This is a genomic window from Knoellia sp. LjRoot47, from assembly GCF_964253435.1.
Lineage (GTDB): Bacteria > Actinomycetota > Actinomycetes > Actinomycetales > Dermatophilaceae > Knoellia.
On record NZ_CAXUQS020000001.1, the window covers coordinates 2,252,182 to 2,278,589 of the forward strand.

The 26,408-nt window shown below is 71.4% G+C and carries 24 protein-coding genes; 19 read left to right on the forward strand and 5 right to left on the reverse strand.

Annotation, left to right across the window (positions count from 1 at the left end; genetic code table 11):
• Positions 1-8: 8 nt before the first annotated feature.
• The 4 genes from atpD to ACSQ11_RS10955 all read left to right on the forward strand — a co-directional run bounded on the left by atpD (position 9) and on the right by ACSQ11_RS10955 (position 4,080).
• A complete protein-coding gene (gene atpD / locus ACSQ11_RS10940) occupies positions 9-1,472 on the forward strand; it encodes a F0F1 ATP synthase subunit beta (RefSeq protein WP_436005267.1) in 1,464 nt (487 codons plus the stop codon).
• A gap of 18 nt (positions 1,473-1,490) precedes the next feature.
• Positions 1,491-3,224 (forward strand): hypothetical protein, encoded by a 1,734-nt coding sequence (locus tag ACSQ11_RS10945; RefSeq protein ID WP_436005269.1) that lies wholly within the window; start codon positions 1,491-1,493, stop codon positions 3,222-3,224.
• Between the two features lie 135 nt (positions 3,225-3,359).
• Positions 3,360-3,629 (forward strand): F0F1 ATP synthase subunit epsilon, encoded by a 270-nt coding sequence (locus ACSQ11_RS10950; protein ID WP_436005271.1) that lies wholly within the window; start codon positions 3,360-3,362, stop codon positions 3,627-3,629.
• 19 nt (positions 3,630-3,648) lie between these two features.
• On the forward strand, positions 3,649-4,080 hold the full coding sequence (locus tag ACSQ11_RS10955) for a DUF2550 family protein (protein ID WP_436005273.1): 432 nt from the start codon (positions 3,649-3,651) through the stop codon (positions 4,078-4,080).
• A gap of 15 nt (positions 4,081-4,095) precedes the next feature.
• Here the strand turns inward: ACSQ11_RS10955 and ACSQ11_RS10960 are convergent, their stop codons facing one another.
• Positions 4,096-4,761, reverse strand: a complete 666-nt coding sequence (locus ACSQ11_RS10960) for a cob(I)yrinic acid a,c-diamide adenosyltransferase (protein WP_436005275.1) — start codon at positions 4,759-4,761, stop codon at positions 4,096-4,098.
• Between the two features lie 113 nt (positions 4,762-4,874).
• Here ACSQ11_RS10960 and ACSQ11_RS10965 point away from each other — a divergent pair, with 113 nt between their 5' ends.
• The 3 genes from ACSQ11_RS10965 (at position 4,875) to ACSQ11_RS10975 (ending at position 8,461) form a co-directional block, all read left to right on the forward strand.
• Complete coding sequence (locus tag ACSQ11_RS10965) at positions 4,875-5,237, forward strand: STAS domain-containing protein (RefSeq protein WP_436005277.1); 363 nt, start codon at positions 4,875-4,877, stop codon at positions 5,235-5,237.
• A 22-nt stretch (positions 5,238-5,259) separates the two neighbouring features.
• Positions 5,260-6,306 (forward strand): acyltransferase family protein, encoded by a 1,047-nt coding sequence (locus ACSQ11_RS10970; RefSeq protein ID WP_436005279.1) that lies wholly within the window; start codon positions 5,260-5,262, stop codon positions 6,304-6,306.
• Between the two features lie 136 nt (positions 6,307-6,442).
• Positions 6,443-8,461: a protein meaA gene (locus tag ACSQ11_RS10975; protein ID WP_436006760.1), complete on the forward strand. Its 2,019-nt coding sequence runs from the start codon at positions 6,443-6,445 to the stop codon at positions 8,459-8,461.
• A 119-nt stretch (positions 8,462-8,580) separates the two neighbouring features.
• Here ACSQ11_RS10975 and ACSQ11_RS10980 read toward each other — a convergent pair whose 3' ends face one another.
• Positions 8,581-9,894, reverse strand: a complete 1,314-nt coding sequence (locus tag ACSQ11_RS10980; protein ID WP_436005281.1) for a GNAT family N-acetyltransferase — start codon at positions 9,892-9,894, stop codon at positions 8,581-8,583.
• 98 nt (positions 9,895-9,992) lie between these two features.
• Here ACSQ11_RS10980 and ACSQ11_RS10985 point away from each other — a divergent pair, with 98 nt between their 5' ends.
• Positions 9,993-10,616: a histidine phosphatase family protein gene (locus ACSQ11_RS10985; RefSeq protein ID WP_436005283.1), complete on the forward strand. Its 624-nt coding sequence runs from the start codon at positions 9,993-9,995 to the stop codon at positions 10,614-10,616.
• On the opposite strand, the gene nucS is transcribed toward ACSQ11_RS10985, so the two are convergent.
• Entirely contained in the window at positions 10,613-11,308 is a 696-nt protein-coding gene (nucS, locus tag ACSQ11_RS10990; protein WP_436005285.1) for an endonuclease NucS, read from the reverse strand. The two genes, ACSQ11_RS10985 and nucS, sit on opposite strands and share 4 nt — an antisense overlap.
• A 71-nt stretch (positions 11,309-11,379) precedes the next feature.
• Between nucS and ACSQ11_RS10995 the strand changes: the two genes are divergently transcribed.
• The 7 genes from ACSQ11_RS10995 (at position 11,380) to ACSQ11_RS11025 (ending at position 19,910) form a co-directional block, all read left to right on the forward strand.
• Complete coding sequence (locus ACSQ11_RS10995) at positions 11,380-11,796, forward strand: hypothetical protein (RefSeq protein WP_436005287.1); 417 nt, start codon at positions 11,380-11,382, stop codon at positions 11,794-11,796.
• Between the two features lie 58 nt (positions 11,797-11,854).
• Positions 11,855-13,633: a 3-hydroxyacyl-CoA dehydrogenase family protein gene (locus ACSQ11_RS11000; RefSeq protein ID WP_436005289.1), complete on the forward strand. Its 1,779-nt coding sequence runs from the start codon at positions 11,855-11,857 to the stop codon at positions 13,631-13,633.
• 133 nt (positions 13,634-13,766) lie between these two features.
• On the forward strand, positions 13,767-14,765 hold the full coding sequence (locus ACSQ11_RS11005; protein WP_436005291.1) for a hypothetical protein: 999 nt from the start codon (positions 13,767-13,769) through the stop codon (positions 14,763-14,765).
• A gap of 149 nt (positions 14,766-14,914) precedes the next feature.
• Positions 14,915-17,374, forward strand: a complete 2,460-nt coding sequence (locus ACSQ11_RS11010) for a GcvT family protein (RefSeq protein ID WP_436005293.1) — start codon at positions 14,915-14,917, stop codon at positions 17,372-17,374.
• Positions 17,375-17,539: 165 nt separating this feature from the next.
• Entirely contained in the window at positions 17,540-18,124 is a 585-nt protein-coding gene (locus ACSQ11_RS11015) for a hypothetical protein (protein WP_436005295.1), read from the forward strand.
• A gap of 91 nt (positions 18,125-18,215) precedes the next feature.
• The gene (locus ACSQ11_RS11020; RefSeq protein ID WP_436005297.1) at positions 18,216-18,515 is read left to right on the forward strand and encodes a hypothetical protein; all 300 of its coding nucleotides are present in this window, start codon (positions 18,216-18,218) and stop codon (positions 18,513-18,515) included.
• 42 nt (positions 18,516-18,557) lie between these two features.
• The gene (locus ACSQ11_RS11025; RefSeq protein ID WP_436005299.1) at positions 18,558-19,910 is read left to right on the forward strand and encodes an AI-2E family transporter; all 1,353 of its coding nucleotides are present in this window, start codon (positions 18,558-18,560) and stop codon (positions 19,908-19,910) included.
• 96 nt (positions 19,911-20,006) lie between these two features.
• Here ACSQ11_RS11025 and ccrA read toward each other — a convergent pair whose 3' ends face one another.
• Together ccrA and mce are read right to left on the reverse strand one after the other, a co-directional pair.
• Positions 20,007-21,347, reverse strand: a complete 1,341-nt coding sequence (gene ccrA / locus ACSQ11_RS11030) for a crotonyl-CoA carboxylase/reductase (RefSeq protein ID WP_436005301.1) — start codon at positions 21,345-21,347, stop codon at positions 20,007-20,009.
• Between the two features lie 126 nt (positions 21,348-21,473).
• A complete protein-coding gene (gene mce, locus ACSQ11_RS11035; RefSeq protein ID WP_436005303.1) occupies positions 21,474-21,929 on the reverse strand; it encodes a methylmalonyl-CoA epimerase in 456 nt (151 codons plus the stop codon).
• A 166-nt stretch (positions 21,930-22,095) separates the two neighbouring features.
• Between mce and ACSQ11_RS11040 the strand changes: the two genes are divergently transcribed.
• The 4 genes from ACSQ11_RS11040 to ACSQ11_RS11055 all read left to right on the forward strand — a co-directional run bounded on the left by ACSQ11_RS11040 (position 22,096) and on the right by ACSQ11_RS11055 (position 26,401).
• Positions 22,096-23,310 carry an acetyl-CoA C-acetyltransferase gene (locus tag ACSQ11_RS11040; protein ID WP_436005305.1) on the forward strand — a complete coding sequence of 405 codons (1,215 nt, stop codon included), beginning with the start codon at positions 22,096-22,098 and terminating at the stop codon, positions 23,308-23,310.
• A 34-nt stretch (positions 23,311-23,344) separates the two neighbouring features.
• Positions 23,345-24,328 carry a methylmalonyl Co-A mutase-associated GTPase MeaB gene (gene meaB / locus ACSQ11_RS11045; protein ID WP_436006762.1) on the forward strand — a complete coding sequence of 328 codons (984 nt, stop codon included), beginning with the start codon at positions 23,345-23,347 and terminating at the stop codon, positions 24,326-24,328.
• Positions 24,329-24,338: 10 nt separating this feature from the next.
• Positions 24,339-26,027 carry an FAD-dependent oxidoreductase gene (locus tag ACSQ11_RS11050; protein ID WP_436005307.1) on the forward strand — a complete coding sequence of 563 codons (1,689 nt, stop codon included), beginning with the start codon at positions 24,339-24,341 and terminating at the stop codon, positions 26,025-26,027.
• Between the two features lie 62 nt (positions 26,028-26,089).
• The gene (locus ACSQ11_RS11055) at positions 26,090-26,401 is read left to right on the forward strand and encodes a thiamine-binding protein (RefSeq protein ID WP_436005309.1); all 312 of its coding nucleotides are present in this window, start codon (positions 26,090-26,092) and stop codon (positions 26,399-26,401) included.
• Positions 26,402-26,408: the final 7 nt, after the last annotated feature.

Here is a 26,408-nt window from a genome sequence, read left to right on the forward strand (position 1 = left end):
AGATACCCATGACTGCCACTGTCAGTGACAACACTGCGTACGTCGCACCGGAGCCCGGCGGCATCGGCCGGGTCTCGCGCATCATCGGCCCGGTCGTCGACATCGAGTTCCCCGCGGACGCGATGCCCGAGCAGTACAACCTGCTCACGACCAGCGTCCAGCTCGGCGGCGAGGACAAGAACCTCAACCTCGAGGTCGCCCAGCACATCGGCGACAACATGGTCCGCGCCATCTCGCTCCAGCCGACCGACGGCCTCGTCCGCGGCGCCAAGGTCCAGGACACGGGCGGCCCGATCACCGTGCCCGTGGGCGACGCGACCCTCGGCCACGTCTTCAACGCCACGGGTGACGTCCTCGACCTCGCCGAGGGCGAGACCCTCGAGGTGACCGAGCGCTGGGGCATCCACCGCAAGGCCCCGGCCTTCGACCAGCTCGAGCCGAAGACCCAGATGTTCGAGACCGGCATCAAGGTCATCGACCTCCTCACCCCCTACGTCCAGGGTGGCAAGATCGGCCTGTTCGGCGGTGCCGGTGTCGGCAAGACCGTCCTCATCCAGGAGATGATCGCCCGCGTCGCCCGCGACCACGGTGGTGTCTCGACGTTCGCCGGTGTCGGTGAGCGCACCCGTGAGGGCAACGACCTCATGGCGGAGATGGAGGAGGCCGGCGTCCTCGGCCAGACCGCCCTCGTGTTCGGCCAGATGGACGAGCCGCCGGGCACGCGTCTGCGCGTCGCCCTCTCGGCCCTCACCATGGCCGAGTACTTCCGTGACGTCCAGAAGCAGGACGTGCTCCTCTTCATCGACAACATCTTCCGCTTCACGCAGGCCGGTTCCGAGGTCTCCACCCTCCTCGGCCGTATGCCGTCCGCCGTGGGCTACCAGCCCACCCTCGCCGACGAGATGGGTGTGCTCCAGGAGCGCATCACCTCGACGCGTGGTCACTCGATCACCTCGATGCAGGCGATCTACGTGCCGGCCGACGACTACACCGACCCGGCCCCGGCCACGACGTTCGCGCACCTCGACGCGACGACCGAGCTCTCGCGTGAGATCGCCTCGCTCGGTATCTACCCGGCCGTGGACCCGCTGACCTCGACGTCGCGCATCCTCGACCGTCGCTACATCAGCGGTGACCACTACGACACCGCGGTGCGCGTCAAGCAGATCCTCCAGCGCAACAAGGAGCTGCAGGACATCATCGCGATCCTCGGTATCGACGAGCTCTCCGAAGAGGACAAGATCCTCGTCAACCGCGCCCGTCGCATCCAGCGCTTCCTGTCGCAGAACACCTACGTCGCCAAGCAGTTCACCGGCATCGAGGGCTCGACGGTCCCGCTGGCCGACACGATCGAGGCCTTCACCAAGATCGCGGACGGCGACTTCGACCACTTCCCCGAGCAGGCGTTCTTCATGTGCGGTGGCCTCGACGACGTCGAGCGCCAGGCCGCGGAGATCCAGAAGAACCTCTGACCTGAACCTCTGACCCACGTGAAGGTCGGTTGGCGACCGCCGAGCACCCTGCGTGCTCGGCGGTCGTCGCATGTCCGGGGTGGGGCTGTCGCGCTGGTCGTACTCGTCGTCGTCCTGCGGACGGCATACGGCTTCGACCTCGGTGACGGTGCGCACCACGTTGAGCTGGCCCAACGCGTCGCTGCGGGGGACGTGCCGTTCCGCGACGAGATGAACGTGCAGGTGCTCGGCGCCCTGCCGCTCGCGCCCTTCGTCTGGGTCTGGCAGCTCGCGTTCGGCAGCACCGGCGTGGTGCTCGCCGCGCGGCTGTGGTTCGTCCTCGTTGCGGCCCTCGTCGGGTGGGTGGCCCACCGGCTCCTGCGTGACCACGTCACCGGCGGGCTCGCCGGGGTCGCGGTGCTGCTCGCGCTGGTGCCGCAGCCCTACGACCTGGTGTCGATGTCCTACAACACGGCTCCGGGGCTCCTCCTGCTGCTGGCGTGCGCCGCCGGCACCTCGACCGTGCTCGTGCCCCGGACGCGGCGCAGCCTCATGTGCGGTGCCGCCGCGGCGGCGGCCGCACTCGTCAACCCCCTGGCCGTGGTGGGCTCGCTGCTCACCCTGCTCGTCGTCGTCGCGCTGTCGCGACGGTGGGCGACGGTGAAGTGGGTGGGCGTGGGTGCGGCCTTCACGTCCGTGGTGGGTCTGGTCCTGCTCACCGGCTTCGGGTTCGGTGCGCTGGGGGAGACGCTCGCCTTCACGAGCGAGTACCAGGAGCTGCGGACCCCGCCGGGCGAACGCCTGCGCTTCGCCCTGGAGTTCTACGGCTCCCTGCTCGCCAGTCCCTGGGTCATCGCCGGCGGGGTGTGCGGCGTGGCTGCCCTCGTGCCGCGGCTCGGCCTGCCGGTGCGGCGAGGGCTCGCCTGCCTCGCGGTCGTCCTCGTCGGCGTCGTCGCGCTGCGTGTCGCGAACCCCGACGACGGGCTGCCGAAGTCCGGCATGACCTCCGGGGTGCTCGCGGTCGTCCTCGTCGCCCTGGTCCTCGTGCCCGCCGTCCTCGTGGCGGTCGTCCGCCGGGACCGCGTCGCCGGGGTGCTCCTCCTCACCGGCGTCCTGCCCTTCGTCGTGCAGGCGCCGGTCCTCGCCGCGGCCACCTCCTCGTCGCCCGTGTGGGGCGTCCCGGCGGCGGCCGCGGCCCCCGCCGTGCTCGCCGTCGCGGTCACGCTGGGCCGGGCACTCGGGACGTTCGGTCCGAGGTGGCTGGCGCTCGTCGTCGTCCTCGTGGCGACGGCCCACACACTGCAGCCCTACCGCGACGCCCCGTTCTGGGAGGCGCGACTGCGCACGAGCGGTCCGCTCGCCGGGCTGTTGACCGGGGACTCGGTGGCGCGGGAGTCGGCCTCCCTCGAGGCCGCGATCCAGTCCTGCCAGCGCCCGGGTGAGGGCCTGCTCGCCTACGGCGCGCCCGCGGCATACCTCTTCTCCGACGGTCCCGTGGACTCCAACATCATCTGGCTCTCGACCTTCGCGCAGGCCAACGAGCGGACGGTGTCGTGGATCGAGCGGACCGGGAGGGAGCCCGACTGCGTCGTCGTCCACTCCGGCAGCGCGACGCGGGCCCCCTCGGGGAAGTGGTCGACGCGGCAGGGGGACCCCGACCCGCTGCTCGACTGGGTGTCCCGGCACTTCCACCTCGTCGAGGGTGACCACGGCAGGTACGTCGTGCTGCGCCGGGACGACGCGGACGCCGACCTCGCCAGCCTCACCCGATGAGGATGTCGGTGCCCGTGCAGGCCTCGGTCAGGCCTCGGTCAGGCCTTTGGCCGCGCCTCTGACCGGGGGCGTGACGTGGCACCGTCCCGGGGGCACTAAAGTAGCCATCACCACACATACATGGAGGACGTCATCGTGAGCACCCTGCAGGTTGAACTCGTCGCCGCGGACCGCAAGGTCTGGGAGGGCGAGGCGAGCCAGGTGAGTGCCCGCTCCATCGAGGGCGAGCTCGGCATCATGCCCGGCCACACGCCCATCCTCGGCGTGCTCGTCGAGGGTGAGGTCAAGATCCACGGTGAGGGCGGGGTCCGCAGCGCGACGATCGACGGTGGCTTCCTCTCTGTGGACCACGACCGGGTCACGATCCTCGCCGAGGCCGTCGACGCCTCCGGCCTCAAGGGCTGACCAGGGGCCTGGTCGCGACATGACTCCGATCGTCGCCGTCGAGCTGGTGCTCGCGGTGGCGCTCGCCCTCATCGTGGCGTTCATCGTCTACGTCTGGCTCCGGCGGCGCTGGATCGCCGGGGGCAAACCGCTCATGCTCTGCGCGATCAGCGCGGGGGAGCGGAGCCGGTGGCGGCTCGGTCTGGCCCGCATCTCGGGTGACCGGCTCGACTGGTTCTCGGTCGTCGGACCCTCGCCCCGGCCGGCCCACTCGTGGGTCCGGCACGACCTCGACCTCGGGGCGCCGCACCGGCTCGGCGACGCCGTGCCCGGGCTCCCGCCCGACGCCGTGAGTGTCACCGGGCGGTCGATGTCGCAGGACTACGACCTCGCGATGAGCCCGGCGGCCTACACCGCCGTGCGCGCGTGGCTCGAGAGCTCGCCGCCGGGCTACAACGTCAACGTGGCCTGACCGGAGTTCGTCGCCTCAGTCGTCGTCGGTCGTCGGGTCGTCCCCGGCGATGTCCGTCCGACTCCTGTCGGGAGCCTCCGCGCGGCCACCCCCGGGCTGCCACAGGACGTCGCCGCCCGCATCGAGGTTGGCGACGCGCGCGAGGATGAAGAGCAGGTCCGAGAGCCGGTTGAGGTATGCCGCGGTCGTCGGGTTGACGCCTCCCTCGCCCTTGGCGGTCCCCACCTCCGTGCCGTGCGCCTCGATCGCAGCCCACGTGGCGCGCTCGGCCCGTCGCACGACCGTCGTGGCCTGGTGGAGGTGGGCGGCAGCCACCGTGCCGCCGGGCAGGATGAACGAGCGGAGCTTGTCGAGCCGGGCGTTCTGGGTGTCGCAGTCGGCCTCCAGCTCGTCGATCCACTCGGCCTGCACGCGCAGCGGCGGGTACTCGGGGTTCTCGAGCAGGGGCGTGCTGAGGTCGGCGCCGACGTCGAAGAGGTCGTTCTGGACGCGCGTGAGGATGGCGCGGACATCGTCGCCCAGGGTCCCCGTCGCGAGGACGACGCCGATGACGGCGTTGGCCTCGTTGACATCGGCGTAGGCCTCCAGCCGGGGGTCCGTCTTGGCAGTGCGGCTGAAGTCGCCGAGCGCCGTCGTGCCGTCGTCACCGGTGCGGGTGTAGATGCGCGTGAGGTTGACCATGGGGCCGAGCCTGCCAGATGGCCTCGCCGGTCCCTTTGCCGACTCTTTACCGCAGCCATGCCCGGACCGGGGTGACCCTCACGTTCAATGGAGGCCGACGAAGGGAGGCGAGCGTGGATCACCGTGGACACACGATCGTCACGCTGGACGAGCACCACGACGGGGCCGGCCACCACGTGGCGCTGCGCGGGCGTCTCGACTTCCACACCGTCCCGGACCTGCGCATGGTCCTGCACCGCATCGTCGACGACGGGACCGACGACCTCCTGCTCGACCTCGCCGAGTGCGAGATCGGCGACGCGACCGGCTTCGGCGTCCTCGTCGAGTGCCTGCGCCGCGCGCGCCGCGGTTCGCGCACGTTCTGCATCGTCGACGCCGACGACCGCACCCACCGGTTGCTGCGCCGGGCCCGGATGAGCCACGTCGTCGGGCAGCCCGAGCCCGCCGGGTCCGTGGTCACGCCGGTCGCCGGTTGAGGCTCTCTGCCACGCTGTCCTGGTGACGACCTCGACGACCGCGCTCGCGGCGCCCCGCCGCGTCCTGGGTCTCGATGCCGCGCGCGGGGTGGCGGTCGTCGCGATGGTCATCGCGCACGCGCTCCCGTTCATCAGCAGCCGGGTCCCGCAGGACGTGCTCTTCGTCCTGCTCCAGGTCAACGACCTGGCCTCGCCGCTGTTCGCCCTCGTCATGGGCGCGGCGGCCGGGCTGGTCTTCCCGGGGACGTCGGCCTCGCGCGGGATCGTCCGGGCCGCCGTCCGCGGACTGGCGCTCATCGCCCTCGGTGTCGGGCTCGAGCGGCTCGACCACTGGGTCGCGGTGATCCTGCACGTCCTCGGGCTGCTCGTCATCGTCGGCACGCCCCTGCTGGTGCTCGGGTCGCGGTGGCTGCTCGGCCTCGCGGCCGTCCTGTGGCTCGCGGGGCCGTCCGTCATCGGGGCCGTGACGCGCGCCGCCGGTGGCGTGCCGGGCGGTGCCACCCCGACCGCCGGCTGGGCCGGCAACCCGCTCGTCGAGTGGCTCGTCCTCAACACCCACTACCGGGTGCTCACCCTGCTGCCGCTCTTCCTCATCGGCGCGGTCCTCGCTCGGCGTGGCCTCGACGACGAGCGGGCGTCGTGGTGGTGCCTCATGGGCGGCCTCGCGATGCTCTGGGCGAGCTTCGCCGCCGACCTGCTCGGGTTCCCGGTCGTCTTCTCCGGTGACCACCCCGACCAGGTGCAGGAGAACGGGCTGGCGCTCGCGGCATACGGACTCGTCATGGCGACTGCGATCGCCGGTGCGCGGCACGGGAGCCGGCCCACGGTGCTCGGACCGCTCGCCCTCGTCGGCACGGTCGCGCTGTCGCTCTACGTCGTGCACGTCGCGCTGCTCGTGCCCGTGATCCCGGCCTTCCCGGACGGCGGGTGGCTGCCCTTCACCGCGTTCGTCGTCGTCAGCGTGGGTGCCGCCTGGGCCTGGGCACGCTTCGTCGGCCGGGGTCCGGTGGAGGTCCTGCTCGACCGGGTCTCGCCCGCACGACGCCCGCGCATCCGCGTCCCGGCGTGAGCACTCTCACCGCCTGAGACCCTGTCTCGACTGGTGACCCGCCGGTAGCGTCGAGCGCATGTCCGACGAGCCCTCTGCCGAGGCGGCGCCCGCCGCAGCCGCCCCCGCGCGTCCCGAGCGCGACCGCCCCTGGGTCATGCGCACGTATGCCGGCCACTCCAGTGCCGCTGCATCGAACGCGCTCTACCGGCGCAACCTCGACAAGGGCCAGACCGGGCTCTCGGTGGCCTTCGACCTGCCGACGCAGACGGGCTACGACCCCGACCACGTCCTCGCCCGGGGCGAGGTCGGCAAGGTCGGCGTGCCGATCTCGCACATCGGCGACATGAAGGCGCTGTTCGACGAGATCCCACTCGGGCAGATGAACACCTCGATGACGATCAACGCCACGGCGATGTGGCTGCTCGCGATGTACCAGGTCGCGGCCGAGGACCAGGCCGAGGCTGCGGGTGAGGACCCGGCGACCGTCGTCAAGGCGCTCGCCGGCACGACCCAGAACGACATCATCAAGGAGTACCTGTCGCGCGGGACCTACGTCTTCGCGCCGGCGCCGTCGCTGCGGCTCATCACGGACATGGTGAGCTACACCGTCGCCGAGATCCCGAAGTGGAACCCGATCAACATCTGCAGCTACCACCTGCAGGAGGCGGGCGCGACGCCCGTGCAGGAGATCGCCTACGCGATGTCGACGGCGATCGCCGTCCTCGACGCGGTGCGCGACGCCGGCCAGGTGCCGCCGGAGCGGTTCGGTGAGGTCGTCGCCCGGATCTCCTTCTTCGTCAACGCCGGAGTCCGGTTCGTCGAGGAGATGTGCAAGATGCGCGCCTTCGTCGAGCTGTGGGACGAGTTGACCCGCGAGCGCTACGGCGTCACCGACGCCAAGCAGCGCCGCTTCCGCTACGGCGTGCAGGTGAACTCGCTCGGTCTCACCGAGGCCCAGCCCGAGAACAACGTCCAGCGCATCGTCCTCGAGATGCTCGCCGTCACGCTGTCGAAGGATGCCCGTGCCCGGGCCGTCCAGCTGCCCGCGTGGAACGAGGCGCTCGGCCTCCCGCGTCCGTGGGACCAGCAGTGGTCGCTGCGGATGCAGCAGGTGCTGGCCTTCGAGTCCGACCTGCTCGAGTACGACGACCTCTTCGCCGGGTCGACCGTCGTCGAGGCCAAGGTCGCCGAGCTCGTCGCGGGGGCCAAGGCAGAGATCGACCGCGTGCAGGAGATGGGCGGCGCCGTCGCCGCCGTCGAGAGCGGCTACATGAAGTCGGCCCTCGTGGCCTCGCACGCGCTGCGGCGCCAGCGGATCGAGGCCGGCGAGGACGTCATCGTCGGTGTCAACAAGTTCGAGACGACCGAGCCCAACCCGCTCACCGCCGACCTCGACACCGCCATCCAGACGGTCGACGCCGGAGTCGAGGAGGCGGCGGCCGCCGCCGTTCGCCGGTGGCGCGAGCAGCGCGATGCCGACCCGCAGCGACGTGACCGGGCCGCTGCCGCCCTGGCCCGCCTGCGCGAGGCCGCCGCGACCGACGAGAACCTCATGGAGGCCTCGATCGAGTGCGCGCGCGCCGAGGTGACGACGGGGGAGTGGGCGCAGGCGCTGCGCGACGTCTTCGGCGAGTTCCGGGCGCCCACCGGGGTCACGGGCTCGGTCGGGCTCACCGGTGGCGCCGCGGGCGCCGAGCTCGCCGCCGTGCGGGAACGGGTCGGTGCCCTGCGCGACGAGCTGGGCGAGACCCTGCGCGTCCTCGTCGGCAAGCCCGGCCTCGACGGCCACTCCAACGGCGCCGAGCAGATCGCGGTACGCGCCCGTGACGCCGGGTTCGAGGTGATCTACCAGGGCATCAGGCTGACGCCCGAGCAGATCGTCGCCGCCGCCGTGTCCGAGGACGTCCACCTCGTCGGCATCTCGATCCTGTCCGGCTCGCACATGGAGCTCGTGCCCGAGGTCCTGGAGCGGCTGCGCGACGCGGGCGCCGGCGACATCCCCGTCATCGTTGGCGGGATCATCCCCGAGTCCGACGCGGCTCGCCTCAAGTCACTCGGGGTCGCCGAGGTCTTCACGCCGAAGGACTTCGGGCTCAACGACATCATGAGCAGGTTCGTCGACGTCATCCGCGAGTCACGGCATACGGAGACCGCGAAGCCAACCCCGGTCTGACCGGTCCGACCTGCCCGCAACCGCGTCGGGCGTGCCACTGCGGGTGGGAAGAGTGCACTGTGGGCGGCGACAGTTCCGCTCCGCAGTGCACGGAACCCACTTCGGGCGGGAATGGTGGGTCAGAAGTGGGTCGCGCAGCGGGGCTCGGGCCCACCGTCCGTCATCGCGGCGAAGCGCTCCAGCGCCTCCGGTGACCCGGCGACCCGCCCGGCGTCCACGAGGGCCGGGACCCGCACGCCGCCGAGGTAGAGCGAGCCGAGCGTCTCGACGTCGAGCTCCACGTCGGCCCTCTCGTCCGCGTCGTCGGCGACCGGGGTGTCCGGGGTGGCCGGGGTGACCGTCGCCCGGCCGTCGGCGACGCCCACGGTGAACGCCCCGTCGGCATGGCCCAGCGGGTCGTGGACGCGCACGACGAGAACGTCGTCGGCGAACCACGGGCGCGCCTCGAGCGCGGCCACGACGTCGAGCACCCGGACCCACACGTGGTCGGGGCGCTGCCGCACCGTGAGCACGCGCTGGTCGACGAGAGCGAGCGGGAGCGGGGCGAGGTTCGGTGTCGTGGCGACGGCGACGTCGGCGAGGTCGATGTCGGCGACGAACTGCCACAGGGCGATCCGCGCCTGCGGCGTCACACCGATGAGGTCGCGCACACGGACCTCGTAGGAGTCGTCGACCTCCTTGACGGCCCACACGACGAAGCCGTCGGGCTCGCCGTCGGCGTCGAGACGCACCGCGATGCGCTGCGCGCGGTCGTCGCTCTGCGCCTCCCAGTCGTAGCCGCGCAGCCAGGTCTCGTAGTAGGACGGCCGCTCCAGGCTGCCCCGGGTCACCTCGTGGAAGCGCTCGTATGCCGTGCGCATCGCCTCCCAGCCCGACGCCGGGTCGACGAGAACGACCCGTCCCCCGTCGGCGACGGGTGCGCGCAGCCGGAACTTCGCGGACGTGTCGATGCGCACCGCCTGCTCGGTCGTCGCCACACCGAACCCGAACCGCTGGTAGATCGCGCCCTCGGACGCGGTGAGCACGGCGACCGGCCGTCCGTCTCGAGCGGCCTCGTCGAGGTGCTCGGTCATGAGCCGGCGCATGATCCCGCGACGCCGGTGCGTCGGTGAGACCGTGACGTCGGTGATCATCCGGACGACGAGCATCGCCGCGCCGGTGTTGAGGTGCTTGTCGAAGAAGCCGAAGGTCGCCACCGGGACGGGCCCCGCGAGGGGGAGGTCCGCCCGTTCCCACACCCCGCGCAGCACCGCCTTCTCGGCGCGCTGGACCGCGAGCCACTTCTCGAAGTAGTCGTCACTCGGGGACTGCTCGTGGAACGAGCGGAGCATCGCCTCGGTCCAGCCCTTCACCCGCGCCCGGGCCGGCTCGCCGGTGTCGTCGAGGTCGAGGGTGTCGATGTGGAGGTCGTCGGTACGGGGGTCGGTGCTCACGCACGACAGCCAAGCAGGGTCGCGAAGCCGCTGTCGACCGGATTCGGGGGCGGACGGCATACGGGCGGATCTCCGGGACCACATGGGATGGTGGAGGCGTGAGCGATCTGCAGTGTGCCGCAACCCTGCTCGTGGCGCGCCACGGCGACGCCGACTACCCCCACGCCCGGGTGCTGTCCGACGACGGGGGCTGGCTCACCGACAAGGGCAGGGCGCAGGTGCAGGCACTCGCGACGTCGCTGGCGGGACGACGGGTCGCCGCCGTCTACACCAGCCCTCTGCAGCGTGCCGTCGAGACGGGGGTCATCGCCGCGGACGAGCTCGGAGTGACGTCACGGGTCGTGCGCGGGCTCGAGGAGTTCTCGGTGGGCGCGCTCGCGGGCCGCGACCACGACGACCCCGAGCTGCTCGGTGTCTTCGAGGCGTGGAAGGCCGGGCACCTCGGCACGTTCATTCCCGGTGGCGAGAGCGGCGAGCAGGTCCTCGAGCGCTACCGCGAGGCCCTGGGGGAGATCGCCGATCTGCACCGCGGCGAGACTGCGCTCGTCATCAGCCACGGCGGGGTCATGTCGTTCGCGCTGCCGCGGATGGGGCGCAACGTGCGCAGCGACCTCGCCGCGCAGATGTTCCTGCCCAACTGCGCCGTCGCCGAGATCGCGATCGACGCCGACGACGTGAGCGTCGTGTCGTGGCCGGGGAGTGCCGACCGCTCGGTGGTCTAGAAGAGCCGGTGCTCGCTGTTGTCGATGCCCTTGAGGTCGTCGTAGTCGAGGACGACGCAGCGTATGCCGCGGTCCTCTGCGAGCGTGCGCGCCTGCGGCTTGATCTGCTGGGCCGCGAAGATGCCGGTGACCGGGGCGAGGTGCGGGTCGCGGTTCATGAGCTCGAGGTAGCGGGTGAGCTGCTCGACACCGTCGATCTCGCCGCGTCGCTTGATCTCGACGGCGACGGTGGCACCCGAGGCGTCCTTGCAGAGGATGTCGACCGGGCCGATCGGCGTCATGTACTCGCGGCGGGTCAGGGTCCAGCCGTCACCGAGCGTGGTGATGTGCTCGGCGAGGAGCTTCTGGAGGTGGGCCTCGACACCGTCCTTGACGAGCCCGGGGTCGACGCCGAGCTCGTGGCTGGTGTCGCTGTGGACCTCGTGCAGGCGCACCCGGAGGCGGTCCTCGGACTTGGCGTGCTGGACGACCCACACGGCTGTCACGCCGTCGGCGACCTCGGTCTCGTCGGGCTCGACCTCCGCCATCGCGCACGGCGGCGACATCCAGTTGAGCGGCTTGTAGGAGCCGCCGTCGGAGTGGATGAGCACGGAGCCGTCGGCCTTGACCATGAGCAACCGGGTCGCGAGCGGCAGGTGGGCCGTCAGGCGCCCGTCGTAGTCGACACTGCACGTCGCAATCACCACTCGCACCGGGTCACCCTAACGGCAGGGTTGCCCTCGCCACACCAGCGGCGCAGGCTCGAGGGCAGAGGTGAGCGCCCGTGACCTACCTGCCCGTCTACGCAGCAGTGACCGCCCGGGTGGTCCTCGCCCTCGACGCCGCGTGGGCCGTGCTCAGGTACGCCACCAGCGGACAGGCGCCCCGGCCCTACAACGCCGTGACCGACCGCGTCGAGGCGTGGCGCGACGACCGGCGACCGCGGCCGGAGCCCGTGCCGGTACCCGTCCTCGCCGCGCAGCTCCGCCGGCTGTCCGACCAGGTCCAGCGGATCTCCGACAGTGACCGTCCGGCCAAGGCCCTGCACCTCAGGGCGGCTCTGCTCGCCTATGACGACGGCCTGCTGCGGGCCTGCAGCGAGCTGGGCGTGCGGCCGCCGGCCGGGGCGAGCCGCGGGATGAGCCGCGAGCAGCGCTTCTCGACGGAGTCGGCCCTGCTCGCCTCGGGCTTCGCCTGGTGAGGACTCTCACGCCCGGTGGCGGTCCCCACGGCAGACGGGGTCTGGGAGACTTCCGACCATGTCACGCGAGTTCACCAGGGTAGGCGTCATCGGACTGGGCACCATGGGTGCCGGCATCGTGGAGGTGTTCGCGCGCAACGGGATCGACGTCGTCGCCGTCGACGCCGACGACGCGGCGGTCGAGCGTGGACGCTCGTTCCTCGCCAAGTCGACGGGGCGCGCCCTCGACCGCGGCAAGATCGACCAGGCCGCCCACGACGCCCTCCACGCGCACGTCACCTACGCGACCGGGTTCGACGCCCTCGCCGACTGCCAGCTCGTCGTCGAGGCCGTCCCGGAGCACCTCGACCTCAAGAAGGAGATCTTCGCCGAGCTCGACGGGATCGTCGCCAAGGACGCCATCCTCGCGACGAACACCTCCTCGCTCCCGGTCACGGAGATCGCGGCCTCGACGAGCACCCCGATGCGCGTCGTCGGCATGCACTTCTTCAACCCGGCGCCGGTCCTCCAGTTCGTCGAGGTCATCCGCACCGTCATCACCGCCGACGACGTCTTCGAGGACGTCAAGGCGCTCGCGGAGCGGCTCGGCAAGAAGCCGGTCATCGTCGGTGACAAGGCCGGGTTCATCGCCAACGCCCTGCTCTTCGGCTACCTCAACCACGCGGTGTCGATGTTCGAGAGCCGCTACGCCACGCGCGAGGACATCGACGCCGCGATGAAGCTCGGCTGCGGCTACCCGATGGGACCGCTCGCCCTGCTCGACCTCATTGGTCTCGACACGGCATACGAGATCCTCGACACGATGTACAAGCAGGGGCGCGACCGGCTCCACGCACCGAGCCCGATCATCAAGCAGATGGTGTCCGCGGGGCTCAAGGGCCGCAAGACGGGACGCGGCTTCTACACGTACGCCGCGGCCGGCTCGCCCGAGGTCGTCGCGGACGCGCACACGCCTACCGAGGGCCACGGCGAGGGTGTCACGCTGCGCGAGGTGAGCTCGGTCGGCGTCGTCGGTTCGGGCACCATGGCGACCGGAATCATCGAGGTCTTCGCCAAGGCGGGCAAGCAGGTCACCTACGTCGCGCGCACCGAGGAGCGGCTCACCGGTGTCCGCACCGCCATCGAGAAGTCGCAGGCGCGCGCGGTCGAGAAGGGCCGGGCCACCCAAAACGAGGCCGACGCCCTCCTCGCGCGCCTCCACCCGTCCACGTCGCGCTCCGACCTCGCCGAGGTCGACCTCGTCGTCGAGGCGATCGCCGAGGACCTCGAGATCAAGCAGGAGCTCTTCGCCGAGCTCGACAAGATCTGCAAGCCCGGCGCCATCCTCGCCACGACGACCTCGTCGCTGCCGATCATCGACTGCGCCAAGGTGACCTCGCGTCCCGAGGACGTCGTCGGGATGCACTTCTTCAACCCGGCCCAGGTCATGAAGCTCGTCGAGGTCGTGCACACCGTGTCGACCGGCGACGACGTTGTCGCGACCGTGCAGGAGCTGTGCCGCGAGATCGGCAAGCACCCGGTGACCTGCGGCGACCGCTCGGGCTTCATCGTCAACGCGCTCCTCTTCCCCTACCTCAACGACGCCATCAAGATGCTCTCGGCCAACTACGCCAGCGCCGACGACATCGACACGGCGATGAAGACCGGTTGTGGGCTGCCGATGGGTCCGTTCGAGCTGCTCGACGTCGTCGGGCTCGACGTGTCGCTCGCCATCGAGCGCGAGCTCTACATCGAGTTCCGCGAGCCGGGCTACGCCCCCGCGCCGCTGCTCGAACACCTCGTGACGGCGGGCTACCTCGGGCGCAAGACGGGGCGCGGCTTCCGCACCTACGCCTGACCGCACGGCGCAGCACCACGTCGAGATCGGGCGGACGGCATGTTCGCCGACCGGAATCGTGCCGTCTGCCCGATCTCGACGCGCCTGTGGATGACGGCCCGGGCGGATCGGCGGCCTGCGACAGGCTGGACGCATGCCCGCGCGCCGTCCGCTCCTCACCGGCCCCACCTTGCTCAGCGACGCACGCGCCCGAGGGCTGAGCACATCGCAGTGGCGCCGCCCCCATCTCGTCCGGGTCACGCAGGAGGTGCGCTCTGCCACGCCTCTGGAGGGTCTGGCCGAGACCTGCGCCGCCTTCCGCCTCGCATTGCCGGACGACGTCGTCTTCAGCCACCTCACGGCCGCCCGGTTGCTCGGGCTGCCGCTCCCACGCTGGACATCGGAGGTGGTCGAGCTCGACGTCATGCGGGACTCCGCCCGGCCGCCGGTGGAGCGCGCGGGGTGTCGCGGCCACCGCGGTCTCGAGAGCCGCGATGTCGTCCTCGCAGCTGGACTGCCCGTCACCGGTCTCGCCGACACGTGGGTCGACCTCGCCGCAGTGGGCACGCCTCGGTCCCTCCCGGTCGATGACCTCGTCGTCGTCACCGACGCCGTCCTCATGGCCCTGGCCGAGCGGGTCGTCGTGCGGCCGGGGGAGGAGGAGTGGCAGGCCGTCGCCCGGCACCACCTGGAGCGGGAGGGCGGTGCCCGTCCCGATCGCCGCGAGGTGCTGGCAGAGGCGCTGTCGCGTCGCACCAGTCCGCGCGGCGCGCGACGGCTGCGCGAGGCCCTGCACCTCGCCCGGGTCGGGGCAAGGTCGCCGATGGAGACCGTGACCCGGCTGCTCGTCTTGCGTGGCGGGCTGCCCGAGCCCGAGCTCAACGGTGCCGTCTTCGGTGCCGGGGGGTGGATCCTCGAGGGTGACCTCGTCTGGCGTGACCAGCGCGTCGTCGCGGAGTACCAGGGCGAGCACCATGGCGGACGCCGCCAGCGCAGCCATGACGTCGCCCGGCGCAGCCTGGCCGAGGACGAGGGCTGGACCGTCGTCGAGATCTGGGCGGAGGACGTGTTCCAGCGCCACCGACGGATCGCTCTGCTGCGGCGTCTCGGTCACCACCTCGGGGTCGACCCGGACGGGCTGAGGCTCGCCTGATCTGCGTGTGCGACGTCGAGATCTGGCAGACGGCAGGCTTCGGGGTCCGATCCGTGCAGGCTGCCCGATCTCGGTGCGCCCTGATCGTCCACCGGGCCCCCCACCAGCTCGTATGCCGTCCGCCCACCTCGCATGGGTAGCCTCCGCGTGTGAGTGCAGCGCAGCAGCTTCCGGCCCGGGCGCGCGTCGTCATCATCGGCGGCGGCGTCATCGGCACCTCGATCGCCTACCACCTCGCACACGAGGGGGTCACCGACGTCGTGCTCGTCGAGCGGGACCGCCTCACGAGCGGGACGACGTGGCACGCCGCCGGGCTCATGACCTGCTTAGGCACGACGAGCGAGACGCTGACGAACGTCCGGCTGTACTCCCGGGACCTCTTCGCCCGCCTCGAGGCCGAGACCGGGCTGTCGACAGGCTTCCGCCCGGTCGGGCTCGTCGAGGCGGTGGGGGACACCGACCGTCTCGAGGAGTACCGGCGCGTCGCCGCGTTCCAGCGTCGGCTCGGGCTCGAGGTCGACGAGATCGGCACCCGCGAGATGGCCGACCTCTTCCCGCACGCCGACATGGACGGCCTCCTCGCCGGCTTCCACGTCCCCGGTGACGGTCGGGTCAACCCGGTCGACCTCACGATGTCGCTGGCCCGCGGCGCGCGCAACCTCGGCGTGCGCATCGTCGAGGGCGTGACCGTGGGCGACGTCGTCACCCGCACCGACGGCGCCCTGCCTCGCGTCACCGGGGTGCGCACCAGTGTTGGGGACATCGAGTGCGAGACGGTCGTCAACTGTGCCGGGATGTGGGCGCGCCAGCTGGGGGAGCGGCACGGCGTCGTCATCCCCAACCAGGCGGCGGAGCACTACTACCTCATCACCGACACGATCCCCGGTCTGGACCCCGACGGGCCGGTCTTCGAGGATCCCGCCCGCTACGGCTACTACCGCGAGGAGGGCGGCGGCATGATGGTCGGTCTCTTCGAGCCGGAGGCGGCCGCGTGGAGCCTCGACGGCATACCGGAGGACTTCTCGTTCGGCACCCTGCCGCCGGACTGGGAGCGGATGGCGCCGGCCCTCGAGACCGCGATGTCGCGCGTCCCGGTGACGCTCGACGCGGGCGTGCGGACCTTCTTCTGCGGGCCGGAGTCGTTCACGCCCGACCGGCTCCCGGCGGTCGGCGAGGCGCCCGGGTTGCAGGGCTACTTCGTCGCCGCGGGCCTCAACTCGGTCGGCATCCTCAGCAGCGGTGGCCTCGGACGCCTTGTCGCGCAGTGGATCTCGAGCGGTCGCCCCGACGTCGACGTCACGGGCATCGACGTCGCCCGCTTCATGCCGCACCAGCTGCACCGCGACTACCGCCGCGACCGCGTCACCGAGGTCCTCGGCAAGACCTATGCCGCGCACACCCCCGGCATCGAGCTGCTCACCGGCCGCGGCACCTTCGTCTCACCCGTCCATGACGAGATGGTCGCCGCCGGCGCGCGGCTCAAGGACGTCTCCGGCTGGGAGAGCGCCGACTGGTATGCCGGTGACGGCCGCACGCCGAGCGTCACCCCGTCGTGGGGACGCCGGCCGTGGTTCGAGCGCTGGGGGGCCGAGCACCGGGCGGTGCGCGAGAGCGTCGGCCTCATCGACATGTCGTTCATGGCGACGTTCCGGGTGACTGGAGCCGACGCGGGCGCCGTGCTCGAGCGGGTCAGCGCGGGGCACGTCGACGGCGACGTCGACCGGATCACCTACACCCAGTGGCTCGGGCCGGACGGTGGCATCGAGGCCGACCTCACCGTGACCAAGCGCGGGGAGGGCGACTTCCTCGTCGTCGCGTCCGACACCGCGCACGGCCACACGCTCGCCTGGCTCAACCGCCAGATCGGTGAGGCCGACGTCGCCGTCGAGGACGTCACCGAGGCGACCGGCCAGCTCAACGTGCAGGGCCCGCGCTCGCGCGAGGTGCTCGCCGCCCTCACCGACGCCGACCTCTCGAACGAGGCCTTTCCCTTCCGGAGCGCCCGCACGATCACCCTCGCCGGCGTCGAGCTGCTCTGCGTGCGCATCACCTACGTCGGCGAGCTCGGCTACGAGCTGTACCTCCCGCGAGAGGACGCCGCCACGGTCTGGAGGGCGCTGCGCGAGGAGGGCACGGCATACGGGCTGGTGCCGGTGGGCCTGCGTGCGCTCGGGTCGTTGCGGCTCGAGAAGGCGTACCGCGACTACGGACACGACATCGACAACACCGACACGGTGCAGATGGCCGGGCTCGGTTTCGCCGTCGACCTCGACACCGAGTTCGTCGGGCGCGAGGCGGTGCTCGCGGAGCGCGAGATGCCGCGCCACGACAAGCTCGTCCAGGTGCTGCTCACCGACCCCGAGCCGCTGATGTTCGGGGCAGAAGTGGTGTGGCGCAACGGTGTTGCCGTGGGCGACGTCCGTTCGGCGTCCTACGGCTGGACGCTCGGTGGCGCGGTCGGTCTCGCTGCGGTCACCGGCGAGGGTCCGGTCACGAAGGCCTGGCTCGACGACGGGGAGTGGGAGGTCGACGTCGCCGGGACGCGCGTGCCTGCGACGGTGTCGATCCGCCCGATGTACGACCCGACGAGCGCGCGCGTGAAGGCCTGACGGCCTCTCGTGCACGTCGCGCAGCCGTGTGACGCGGATCTCGTTGAACCGTCCCGTACCCGGGACCATGGTCCCTGATGCCCGACCCCCTCTGCACGCGAAAGTGGTTGTGCCAGACAGGCACACACCACCAGGGGCGAGAGCCCAGAAGAGGTCAGGACCACCATGCGACGACGCACCTTGGATGCACTGCTCACGACGGGCGGCCTGATCGTCGCCATCGTCCTGTTGGTGGCAGGCGGGCTCCTCACCTGGGCCAACAACTTCGTGGGCGACAACGTCCGCACCCAGCTCGCGGCGCAGAACATCTACTTCCCCGAGAAGGGCAGTGACCAGCTCAACGACCCGGCGGTCAAGCCCTTCCTCGAGAAGTACGCCGGCCAGCAGCTCCTCACCGGCGACCAGGCCAAGGCCTACGCCGACCACTACATCAAGGTCCACCTCGAGGAGTCGACCGGTGGCAAGACCTACTCGGAGCTGAGCACCATCTCGCGCGCCAACCCGGACGACGAGAAGGCCGCCGGCCTCGTCCAGCTCGCCTTCCGCGGTGAGACCCTGCGCGGCCTGCTCCTCAACGCCTACGCCTTCGGGACCATGGGCAAGATCGCGATGTACGCCGCCTGGGCCAGCTTCGCCGGCGCCCTCGGGATGCTCGTGCTGAGCCTGCTCGGCTTCCTGCACCTCCGGCGGGTCCCCGTCGAGGAGGAGGTCGGCGCGACCCGTCGCACCCCCGCGGTCGCCACCGCCTGACGCAGTCACGACCGGACGGTCCCGCAGCTCCCACCGGCTGCGGGACCGTCCCCGTGTGCGTGGACGGTGGGCACCGCGCGAGACTGGTGCCATGCCCCGCTCCAACCGACGCCGCCGGGACGACGTGCCGCTCGCGCTCGGGCGTCTCGGTCGCGGGATGACGACGACCGAGTCGTATGCCGGCCAGCGCTGGACCGTCCGTCGGCTCACCGGGGAGTCCTCCGACCGGACCTATCTCTGCCCCGGGTGCGAGCAGGACATCCACCCCGGGACGCCGCACGTCGTGGCGTGGCCCGAGGAGGGCGTCGGTGGCGTGGGTGACCGGCGGCACTGGCACACCGGGTGCTGGGCCGCCCGTGAGCGTCGCCATCCGCCCGGCGCGTACCGCTGAGCTGCGGGTGGGCGCCGTCTAGGGTGACGGCGTGGAGGCGACGTGAACCTGACCTGGGGCAAGAACTCCGTGCGCAGCTGGCGGGCGTACCGCACCCGCCAGCGTGCCGCGCTGCGCGAGAGCAACCGCATCCACCACGAGGACGAGCACCTCGAGCGCAGCCTGCTCGCCGACCTGCTCGGCGCTGACGGCGTCGAGCAGGAGCCGGGACCGGTCGACGGCGGCGAGGGTTCACCCCCGGACAGCGACGCTGGTGGCGCGAGCGCGAGCGCGAGCGCGGGCTCGGCCGCGGCCCCGCCCGCGACCGCGACGGCGGCGTCGACCGGGACCACCCAGTTCGGGGAGATGGGCCGACCGATCAACCGGCACTCGCCGTTCTACCTCGGCTTCGTCGGCGCGCTCGGCGCCCTCCTCGCCATCGGCCTCTGGCACTCGCTCGGTCGCATCGCCACGACGCTGACGATCCTCGTCGTCGCCCTCTTCCTCACGCTCGCGCTCAACCCCATCGTCGAGTGGCTCGGCCGTCGCGGGATGCGGCGCTCGCTCTCGGTCGGCCTCGTCTTCGTCGGCCTCATCGTCGTCTTCACCCTGCTCGGTCTCCTCGTCTTCCCGCCGGTCATCACCCAGGGCGGCGAGCTCGTCCAGCAGGCCCCCAACTACGTCGACCGGATCCTCAACGCGAGCTGGGTGCAGGAGCTCGACAAGAACTACGACGTCGTCGACAAGATCCAGGAGGAGTTCAACAAGCGGCTCACCGACGAGACGTTCATCGGCTCGGTCCTCGGTGGAGTGCTCGGCGCCGGTCGCGCCGTCGTCAACGGCGTGTTCCAGACCTTCACGATCCTCATCCTCACGCTCTACTTCCTCGCCTCGCTGCCCAAGATGAAGCGCGTCGCCTACTCGATGGTCCCCGCCAGCCGCCGCAACCGCATCGCGCAGCTCAGCGAGGAGATCATGCGGCGCACCGGGTCCTACGCCATCGGCCAGGTCGCGATCGCGACGGTCAACGCGGTGCTGAGCTACGTGATGATGAGCCTGCTGGGCATCCCGTATGCCGCGGTGCTCGCCGTGCTCGTCGGCTTCCTCGGCCTCATCCCCATGGTGGGTGCCACGCTCGGCGCCGCGCTCGTCTGCCTCGTCGCGTTCTTCGACGAGCCGCGCTCCGCTCTCATCGCCGGCATCTACTACTTGGTCTACCAGCAGATCGAGAACTACGTCATCGCCCCGCGGATCATGCAGCGCACGGTGTCGGTGCCCGGCGCCGTCACCGTCGTCGCCGCGCTCGCGGGTGGGACGTTGCTCGGGGTCCTCGGAGCGCTCCTCGCCATCCCGGTTGCTGCGGCTGCTCTGCTGCTCGTGGACGAGGTACTCGTTCCGCGCCAGCGCCACCAGTAACCGACCGAACGACTTATTGCCCCAGTGGGACACACGGTCGGCGGCTCAGGCCGCCGACCGTGTGTCCCACTGGGCAATAAGTCGGGGTGGGAGGGGTCAGGCGTCGCGGAAGCGGTTGATCTCGGTCTCGAAGCGGGCGCGCTTCTCGGGGTCGGAGACGCCGAGGCCCGGTTCGGGGGAGAGGGTGAGGACGCCGACCTTGCCCTGGTGAGCGTTCTTGTGGACGTCGAGGGCGGCCTGGCCGACCTCGTCCATCGTGTAGGTCTTCGACAGGGTCGGGTGGATGAGGCCGCGGTCGATGAGGGCGTTGGCCTCCCACGCCTCGCGGTAGTTCGCGAAGTGCGAGGAGAGGATGTTCTTGAGGTTCATCCAGAGGTAGCGGTTGTCGTACTCGTGCATGTAGCCCGAGGTCGAGGCGCAGGTGACGATGGTGCCGCCCTTGCGTGCGACGTAGACGCTGGCGCCGAAGGTCTCGCGGCCCGGGTGCTCGAAGACGATGTCGACGTCGTGGCCACCGGTGAGCTCGCGGATCTTCTTGCCCAGACGCTGCCACTCCTTGGGGTCCTGGGCGGTGTTGTCGTCGTTCCAGAACCGGTAGCCCTCGGCGTTGCGGTCGATGATGAGCTCGGCGCCCATGTCGCGGCAAATCTGGGCCTTCTCGGGCGAGGAGACGACGCAGATGGGGGTGGCGCCGGCGGCGAGCGCCATCTGGGTCGCGTAGGAGCCGAGGCCACCGGAGGCGCCCCAGATGAGGACGCGGTCACCGAGCTTGAGCGCGGCGCCGTTCTTGGAGATGAGCTGCCGGTATGCCGTGCTGTTCACGAGACCGGGCGAGGCCGCCTCCTCCCACGAGAGGTGGGTGGGCTTGGGCATGAGCTGGTTGGCCTTGACGATGGCAAGCTCGGCGAGACCGCCGAAGTTCGTCTCGAAGCCCCAGATGCGCTGCTGCGGGTCGAGCATCGTGTCGTTGTGGCCGTCCGCGTCCTCGAGCTCGACGCTGAGGCAGTGGGCGACGACCTCCTGGCCCGGCTTCCACTTGCCGACGCCGGGGCCGGTGCGGAGCACGACGCCGGCGAGGTCGGAGCCGACGACGTGGTAGGGCAGGTCGTGGCGCTTGGCGTACTCGGAAGTGCGCCCGTAGCGCTCGAGGAAGCCGAACGTCGAGACCGGCTCGAAGATCGAGGTCCACACGGTGTTGTAGTTGATCGCGCTGGCCATGACGGCAACGAGCGCCTCACCCGGGGCAAGCTCGGGCACCGGCACGTCGTCGACGTGCAGCGACTTGCGCGGGTCCTTGTCGCGGGACGCGAGCCCCTCGAACATGTCGACCTCGTCCTTGTGCACGGTCACCGCACGGTAGGTCTGCGGGATGGAGAGGTTCGCGTAGGTCTCCTCGGTGCGGTCCCCGCTGAGGATGGCGTCGCGGATCTGGTCCATGGGTCGTCGTGCTCCTTGGGTCGTGTGTGCGAAGGGCGGGCGGTGTGCGCTGGAACGGGCAATCAGTGGGTGGGGCCGGCGCTGGATCTGGCAGTCAGTGGGTGGGGCCGGCGCTGGAACGGGCAGTCAGTGGGGGTGGGCGGCGGGCTCGACGAGCTCGACGAGGATGCCGCCGGCGTCCTTGGGGTGGATGAAGTTCACCCGGCTGTCGGAGGTGCCGCGCTTGGGCTCGTCGTAGAGCAGACGCAGGCCGCGCTCGCGCAGGGTCGCGCTCACGGCGTCGATGTCCTCGACCCGGTAGGCGACCTGCTGCACGCCCGGGCCGGAGCGATCGAGGAACTTGGCGATCGTCGACTCGGGGGACAGGGGCGCGAGCAGCTGCACGTGCGAGCCGGAGTCACCGACAGCCATCATCGCCTCGCGGACGCCCTGCTCCTCGTTGACCTCCTCGTGCGCGAGGGTCATCCCGTAGGTGTCGCGGTAGAACGCGATCGCCTCGTCGAGGTCCCGCACCGCGACGCCGACGTGGTCGATCGCCGTGAAGAGCCCGGCGACCGCCGCGTGCCCGTGTGTCTCGCTCATGGAGGGGAGCCTAGGGAGGCGAGCGCACGGCATACAGGTGTTGCGGGTGTGGTGATGGACACCTACGGGACATCGGTCACAGCGGGGGTGGGGCCGCGAAGCCGCAGGAACTAGCATCGGAGACGAACTGGGCGACCAGCCCGACACCGACGTTGGAGGATCCGCAGTGAGCACCGCCTCGACCCCGAACACCGACCCCACTGTCATCGTCGCGGGAGCCCGCACCCCGATGGGACGGATGAGCGGGAGCCTCAAGGGCTTCAGTGGCTCGGACCTCGGCGGCTTCGCCATCAAGGGCGCTCTGGAGAAGTCCGGGGTCAAGCCCGAGGACGTCGACTACGTCATCATGGGCCAGGTCCTCACGGCCGGCGAGGGGCAGATCCCCGCCCGCCAGGCCGCGGTCAAGGCTGGCATCCCGATGAGCGTCCCGGCCCTCACCGTCAACAAGGTCTGCCTGTCGGGTCTCGACGCCATCGCGCTCGCCGACCAGCTCGTGCGCGCGGGCGAGTTCGACGTCGTCGTCGCCGGTGGCCAGGAGTCGATGACCAACGCGCCGCACCTGCTGCCCAAGAGCCGCGACGGCTACAAGTACGGCGACGTCACTCTTCAGGACTCGATGGCCTTCGACGGCCTCTACGACATCCTCACGAATCAGGCGATGGGCTCGCTCACCGAGGCCAACAACGTCGACGCGAGCGCCTTCACCCGCGAGGAGCAGGACGCCTTCGCCGCCCGCAGCCACCAGAACGCCGCCAAGGCCTGGAAGGACGGCTACTTCGACGACGAGGTCGTCCCCGTCTCGATCCCGCAGCGCAAGGGTGACCCGGTCGAGTTCAAGGAGGACGAGGGCATCCGCGCCGACACGACGACGGAGTCGCTGTCGAAGCTGCGCCCGGCGTTCGCCAAGGACGGCACGATCACCGCCGGCTCCGCGTCGCAGATCTCCGACGGCGCCTGCGCCGTCGTGGTCATGAAGAAGTCGCGCGCCGAGGAGCTCGGCCTCACCTGGCTCGCCGAGATCGGCGCCCACGGCGTCGTGGCCGGCCCGGACTCCAGCCTGCAGAGCCAGCCGGCCAACGCCATCAAGAAGGCCTGCGACCGCGCCGGCATCGCGCCGGCCGACCTCGACGTCGTCGAGATCAACGAGGCGTTCGCCGCTGTGGGTCTGGCCTCGACCAAGGAGCTCGGCATCGACGCCGACCGGGTCAACCCCAACGGTGGCGCCATCGCGGTCGGGCACCCGCTCGGCATGTCCGGCGCCCGCGTCGTCCTCACGCTCGCCCTCGAGCTCAAGCGCCGCGGTGGCGGCACCGGTGCCGCGGCCCTTTGCGGCGGCGGCGGCCAGGGTGACGCGCTCATCCTCACCGTCCCCTCGAGCTGACGGCCCGAGCCCTCCGGCTCCCGAGGTCCGCGCGATCGCCCCGACGCCCCGACCCGTCGACGTCCCCTCCCTCGTCTCCGACGCGAGGGAGGGGCGTTCGCGTGCGGTGGCGCGGCTCATCTCTCTCGTCGAGGACGGCCACCCGGCCCTGCCCGAGGTCATGGCGGCCCTCGCGCCCCACGCCGGCTCCGCCCACGTCGTCGGCCTCACCGGTTCGCCCGGGGTCGGCAAGTCCACGACGACCGCCGCGCTCATCACCGCGCTGCGTGCCCGTGACCAGCGGGTCGCGGTCCTCGCGGTCGACCCGTCGTCGCCGTTCTCGGGGGGCGCCCTGCTCGGTGACCGCATCCGGATGGAGCAGCACGCGACCGACCCGGGCGTCTTCATCCGCTCGGTCGCGTCCCGTGGGCACCTCGGTGGGCTCTCCTTCGCCACGCCCCAGGCGCTGCGCGTCCTCGACGCCGCAGGCTTCGACGTGGTCCTCCTCGAGACGGTGGGGGTCGGCCAGTCCGAGGTCGAGGTCGCCGCTCGCGCGGACACGACCGTCGTCATCGTCGCGCCGGGCATGGGCGACGGCATCCAGGCCGCGAAGGCCGGCATCCTCGAGGTGGGCGACGTCTTCGTCGTCAACAAGGCCGACCGCGACGGTGCCGACGACACGGTGCGCGACCTGCGCCACATGATCCAGCTCGGCAACCGGGAACGGTCGGTCGACTGGCGGACCCCGGTGGTGAGGACCGTCGCAAGCCGGGCGGACGGCATACCGGACCTGCTGGAAGCCCTTGACGCACACCGCAGCTGGCTCGAGGAGTCGGGCACGCTCGCGGCGCGGCGCAGCCAGCGCGCGCGGTCCGAGATCGAGGCGATCGTCCTGGCCGACCTGCGCCGCCGGCTCGGCGGGGACGGTGGTCTCGTCCCGGACGAGCTGGCCTCGGCCGTCGCCTCCGGGACGACCGACGTGTATGCCGCCGCGCACCAGGTCCTCGGAGCAGTGACGGCACGCCCCGAGCCCCAGTAGCGTGACGCGGGTGACTCCACCCGGCACGCGCCCCACTCCCGTCATCCTCGTCCTCGGCGCCGAGTACCGGCAGGCGATGGTCGACGTGCTCGCACAGCGGTACGCCGCGGAGTACGAGATCGTCGCCCCGACCTCGATGGAGGAGGCGATCGAGGTGCTCGGCGAGCTCAAGACCGGGAGCCGCCCCGTGGCCCTCGCGGCGTGCGAGTTCTTTGCCGGTGGGGAGAAGGCGACCCACCTGCTCGCGAAGTTCCAGAAGTTCATGCCGAGCGCCCGGCGCCTCGTCTACGTGCCGGTGGAGCGGTTCCGCGGCTCGGTGGCCCAGCTGCGCGAGAGCCTCGCCGAGGGCCGGCTCGACCTCTACCTCATGCTGCCGCAGGGGGCCCGGGACGAGGAGTTCCACACCGCGATCTCCGAGACCCTGTCGGACTGGGCGCAGTCGGTGAGCTACTCCGAGATCGACGGCACCCGGATCATCGCGGACGGTCCCTCGCCCGACCTGAGCCGGATCCGCGACTTCCTCGACCGGATGGGCCTGCCCAACACGGTGCACGCACCCGACAGCCCGGCCGGTGTCGCGGCCCTCGCGGCGGCCGGTCCGGCGGCGAGGATGCCGCTGCTCCAGGCGCCGAACGACGACTACCTGCTGTCGAACCCCTCGAACGCCGACCTCGGCGCCGTGCTGTACGGCCGGCCGACCGACATCGGGGAGGACGCGGTCTGCGACCTCGTCATCGTCGGCGCCGGACCGGCCGGTCTGGGCGCGGCGGTCTACGCGGCGTCGGAGGGCCTCGACACGCTCATCATCGACCAGGGCCCCATCGGCGGGCAGGCGGGCACGAGCTCGATGATCCGCAACTACCTCGGCTTCCCCCGCGGGATCTCGGGGATGCGGCTGGCGCAGCGGGCGCGGTCGCAGGCGGTGCGGTTCGGGGCGCGCTTCCTCGCCGGGCAGGAGGTCACGGCGCTGCGGATCGGCGCCGGGCCCGACGGCTGCCACGTCGTCGAGCTCGGGGGCGACAGCGTGCGCGGTCGCGCGGTGCTCATCGCCACGGGCGTCGACTACCGACGGCTGGGTGTCGACACGCTCGAGGGGCTGCTGGGTCGTGGGGTCAACTACGGCGCGGCGGCGAGCACGTCGCGCGAGGTGAAGCACAAGCAGGTCTACGTCGTCGGGGGCGGCAACAGTGCCGGACAGGCGGCCGTGCACCTCTCGCGCTTCGCCAGCCACGTGACGATCCTCGTGCGCCGCGAAGGACTGGCAGCGACGATGTCGAGCTATCTCATCCGCGAGATCGAGGGCAACCCGCGCATCACCGTGCGCCCGCGCACCGTCGTCACCGACGGCGGCGGCGAGGGCCACCTCGAGTGGCTCACTCTGAGCGACGTCGACTCGGGCGCCGAGGAGCGGGTCGAGGCCGCCGGGCTCTACCTCCTGCTGGGCGCGCAGCCGACCTGCCACTGGCTTCCGGGCGAGGTCGCGCGGGACGACCTCGGCTTCGTCCTCTCGGGCGCCGACACCCCGTGGCAGTCCTGGCAGGGCGGGCGGCCCCCAGCGCCCTATGCGACGACCGTGCCGGGCGTGTTCGTCGCCGGCGACATCAGGTGCGGTTCGATGAAGCGGGTCGCGTCGGCGAGTGGCGAGGGTGCCGGCGTGGTCCCGCTCGTCCACGCCTTCCTGTCTCCCGAGGCCGGCTGAGCCGAGCGGGCCGGCGCACGCCGGCGGCGCGTGAGGTGGGCGGACGGCATACGGTATGGCCCATGCTCGTCGCCTTCTCCGTCTCCCCGTCCGTGTCCGACGACCAGGGCGGGGTGACCGGTCCCGTCGCCGAGGCCGTGCGCATCGTGCGCGAGAGCGGTCTGCCGCACCGCACCGACGCGATGTTCACGACCATCGAGGGGGAGTGGGACGAGTGCATGGCCGTCGTCAAGGCATGTGTCGACGCGCTCGCCGCCCACGGGCCGCGGGTGGGTCTCGTGCTCAAGGCGGACATCCGCCCCGGGCGCACCGGTGAGCTCGAGGGCAAGCTCGAGCGGCTCGAGGCGACGATCGCGGAGCAGTCGCAGGCCTGACCCCGAC

What these genes read in the sequence shown, in the direction of transcription:
- ACSQ11_RS10955 (WP_436005273.1), top strand. Translation starts at nt 3,649, where the DNA reads ATGACTCCGATCGTCGCCGTCGAGCTGGTGCTCGCGGTGGCGCTCGCC.
- atpD (WP_436005267.1), top strand. Translation starts at nt 9, where the DNA reads ATGACTGCCACTGTCAGTGACAACACTGCGTACGTCGCACCGGAGCCC.
- ACSQ11_RS10960 (WP_436005275.1), bottom strand. Translation starts at nt 4,761, where the DNA reads ATGGTCAACCTCACGCGCATCTACACCCGCACCGGTGACGACGGCACG.
- ACSQ11_RS11015 (WP_436005295.1), top strand. Translation starts at nt 17,540, where the DNA reads ATGCGACGACGCACCTTGGATGCACTGCTCACGACGGGCGGCCTGATC.
- ACSQ11_RS11055 (WP_436005309.1), top strand. Translation starts at nt 26,090, where the DNA reads ATGCTCGTCGCCTTCTCCGTCTCCCCGTCCGTGTCCGACGACCAGGGC.
- ACSQ11_RS11000 (WP_436005289.1), top strand. Translation starts at nt 11,855, where the DNA reads ATGTCACGCGAGTTCACCAGGGTAGGCGTCATCGGACTGGGCACCATG.
- ACSQ11_RS11020 (WP_436005297.1), top strand. Translation starts at nt 18,216, where the DNA reads ATGCCCCGCTCCAACCGACGCCGCCGGGACGACGTGCCGCTCGCGCTC.
- mce (WP_436005303.1), bottom strand. Translation starts at nt 21,929, where the DNA reads ATGAGCGAGACACACGGGCACGCGGCGGTCGCCGGGCTCTTCACGGCG.
- ACSQ11_RS11005 (WP_436005291.1), top strand. Translation starts at nt 13,767, where the DNA reads ATGCCCGCGCGCCGTCCGCTCCTCACCGGCCCCACCTTGCTCAGCGAC.
- ccrA (WP_436005301.1), bottom strand. Translation starts at nt 21,347, where the DNA reads ATGGACCAGATCCGCGACGCCATCCTCAGCGGGGACCGCACCGAGGAG.
- ACSQ11_RS10975 (WP_436006760.1), top strand. Translation starts at nt 6,443, where the DNA reads ATGCGCACGTATGCCGGCCACTCCAGTGCCGCTGCATCGAACGCGCTC.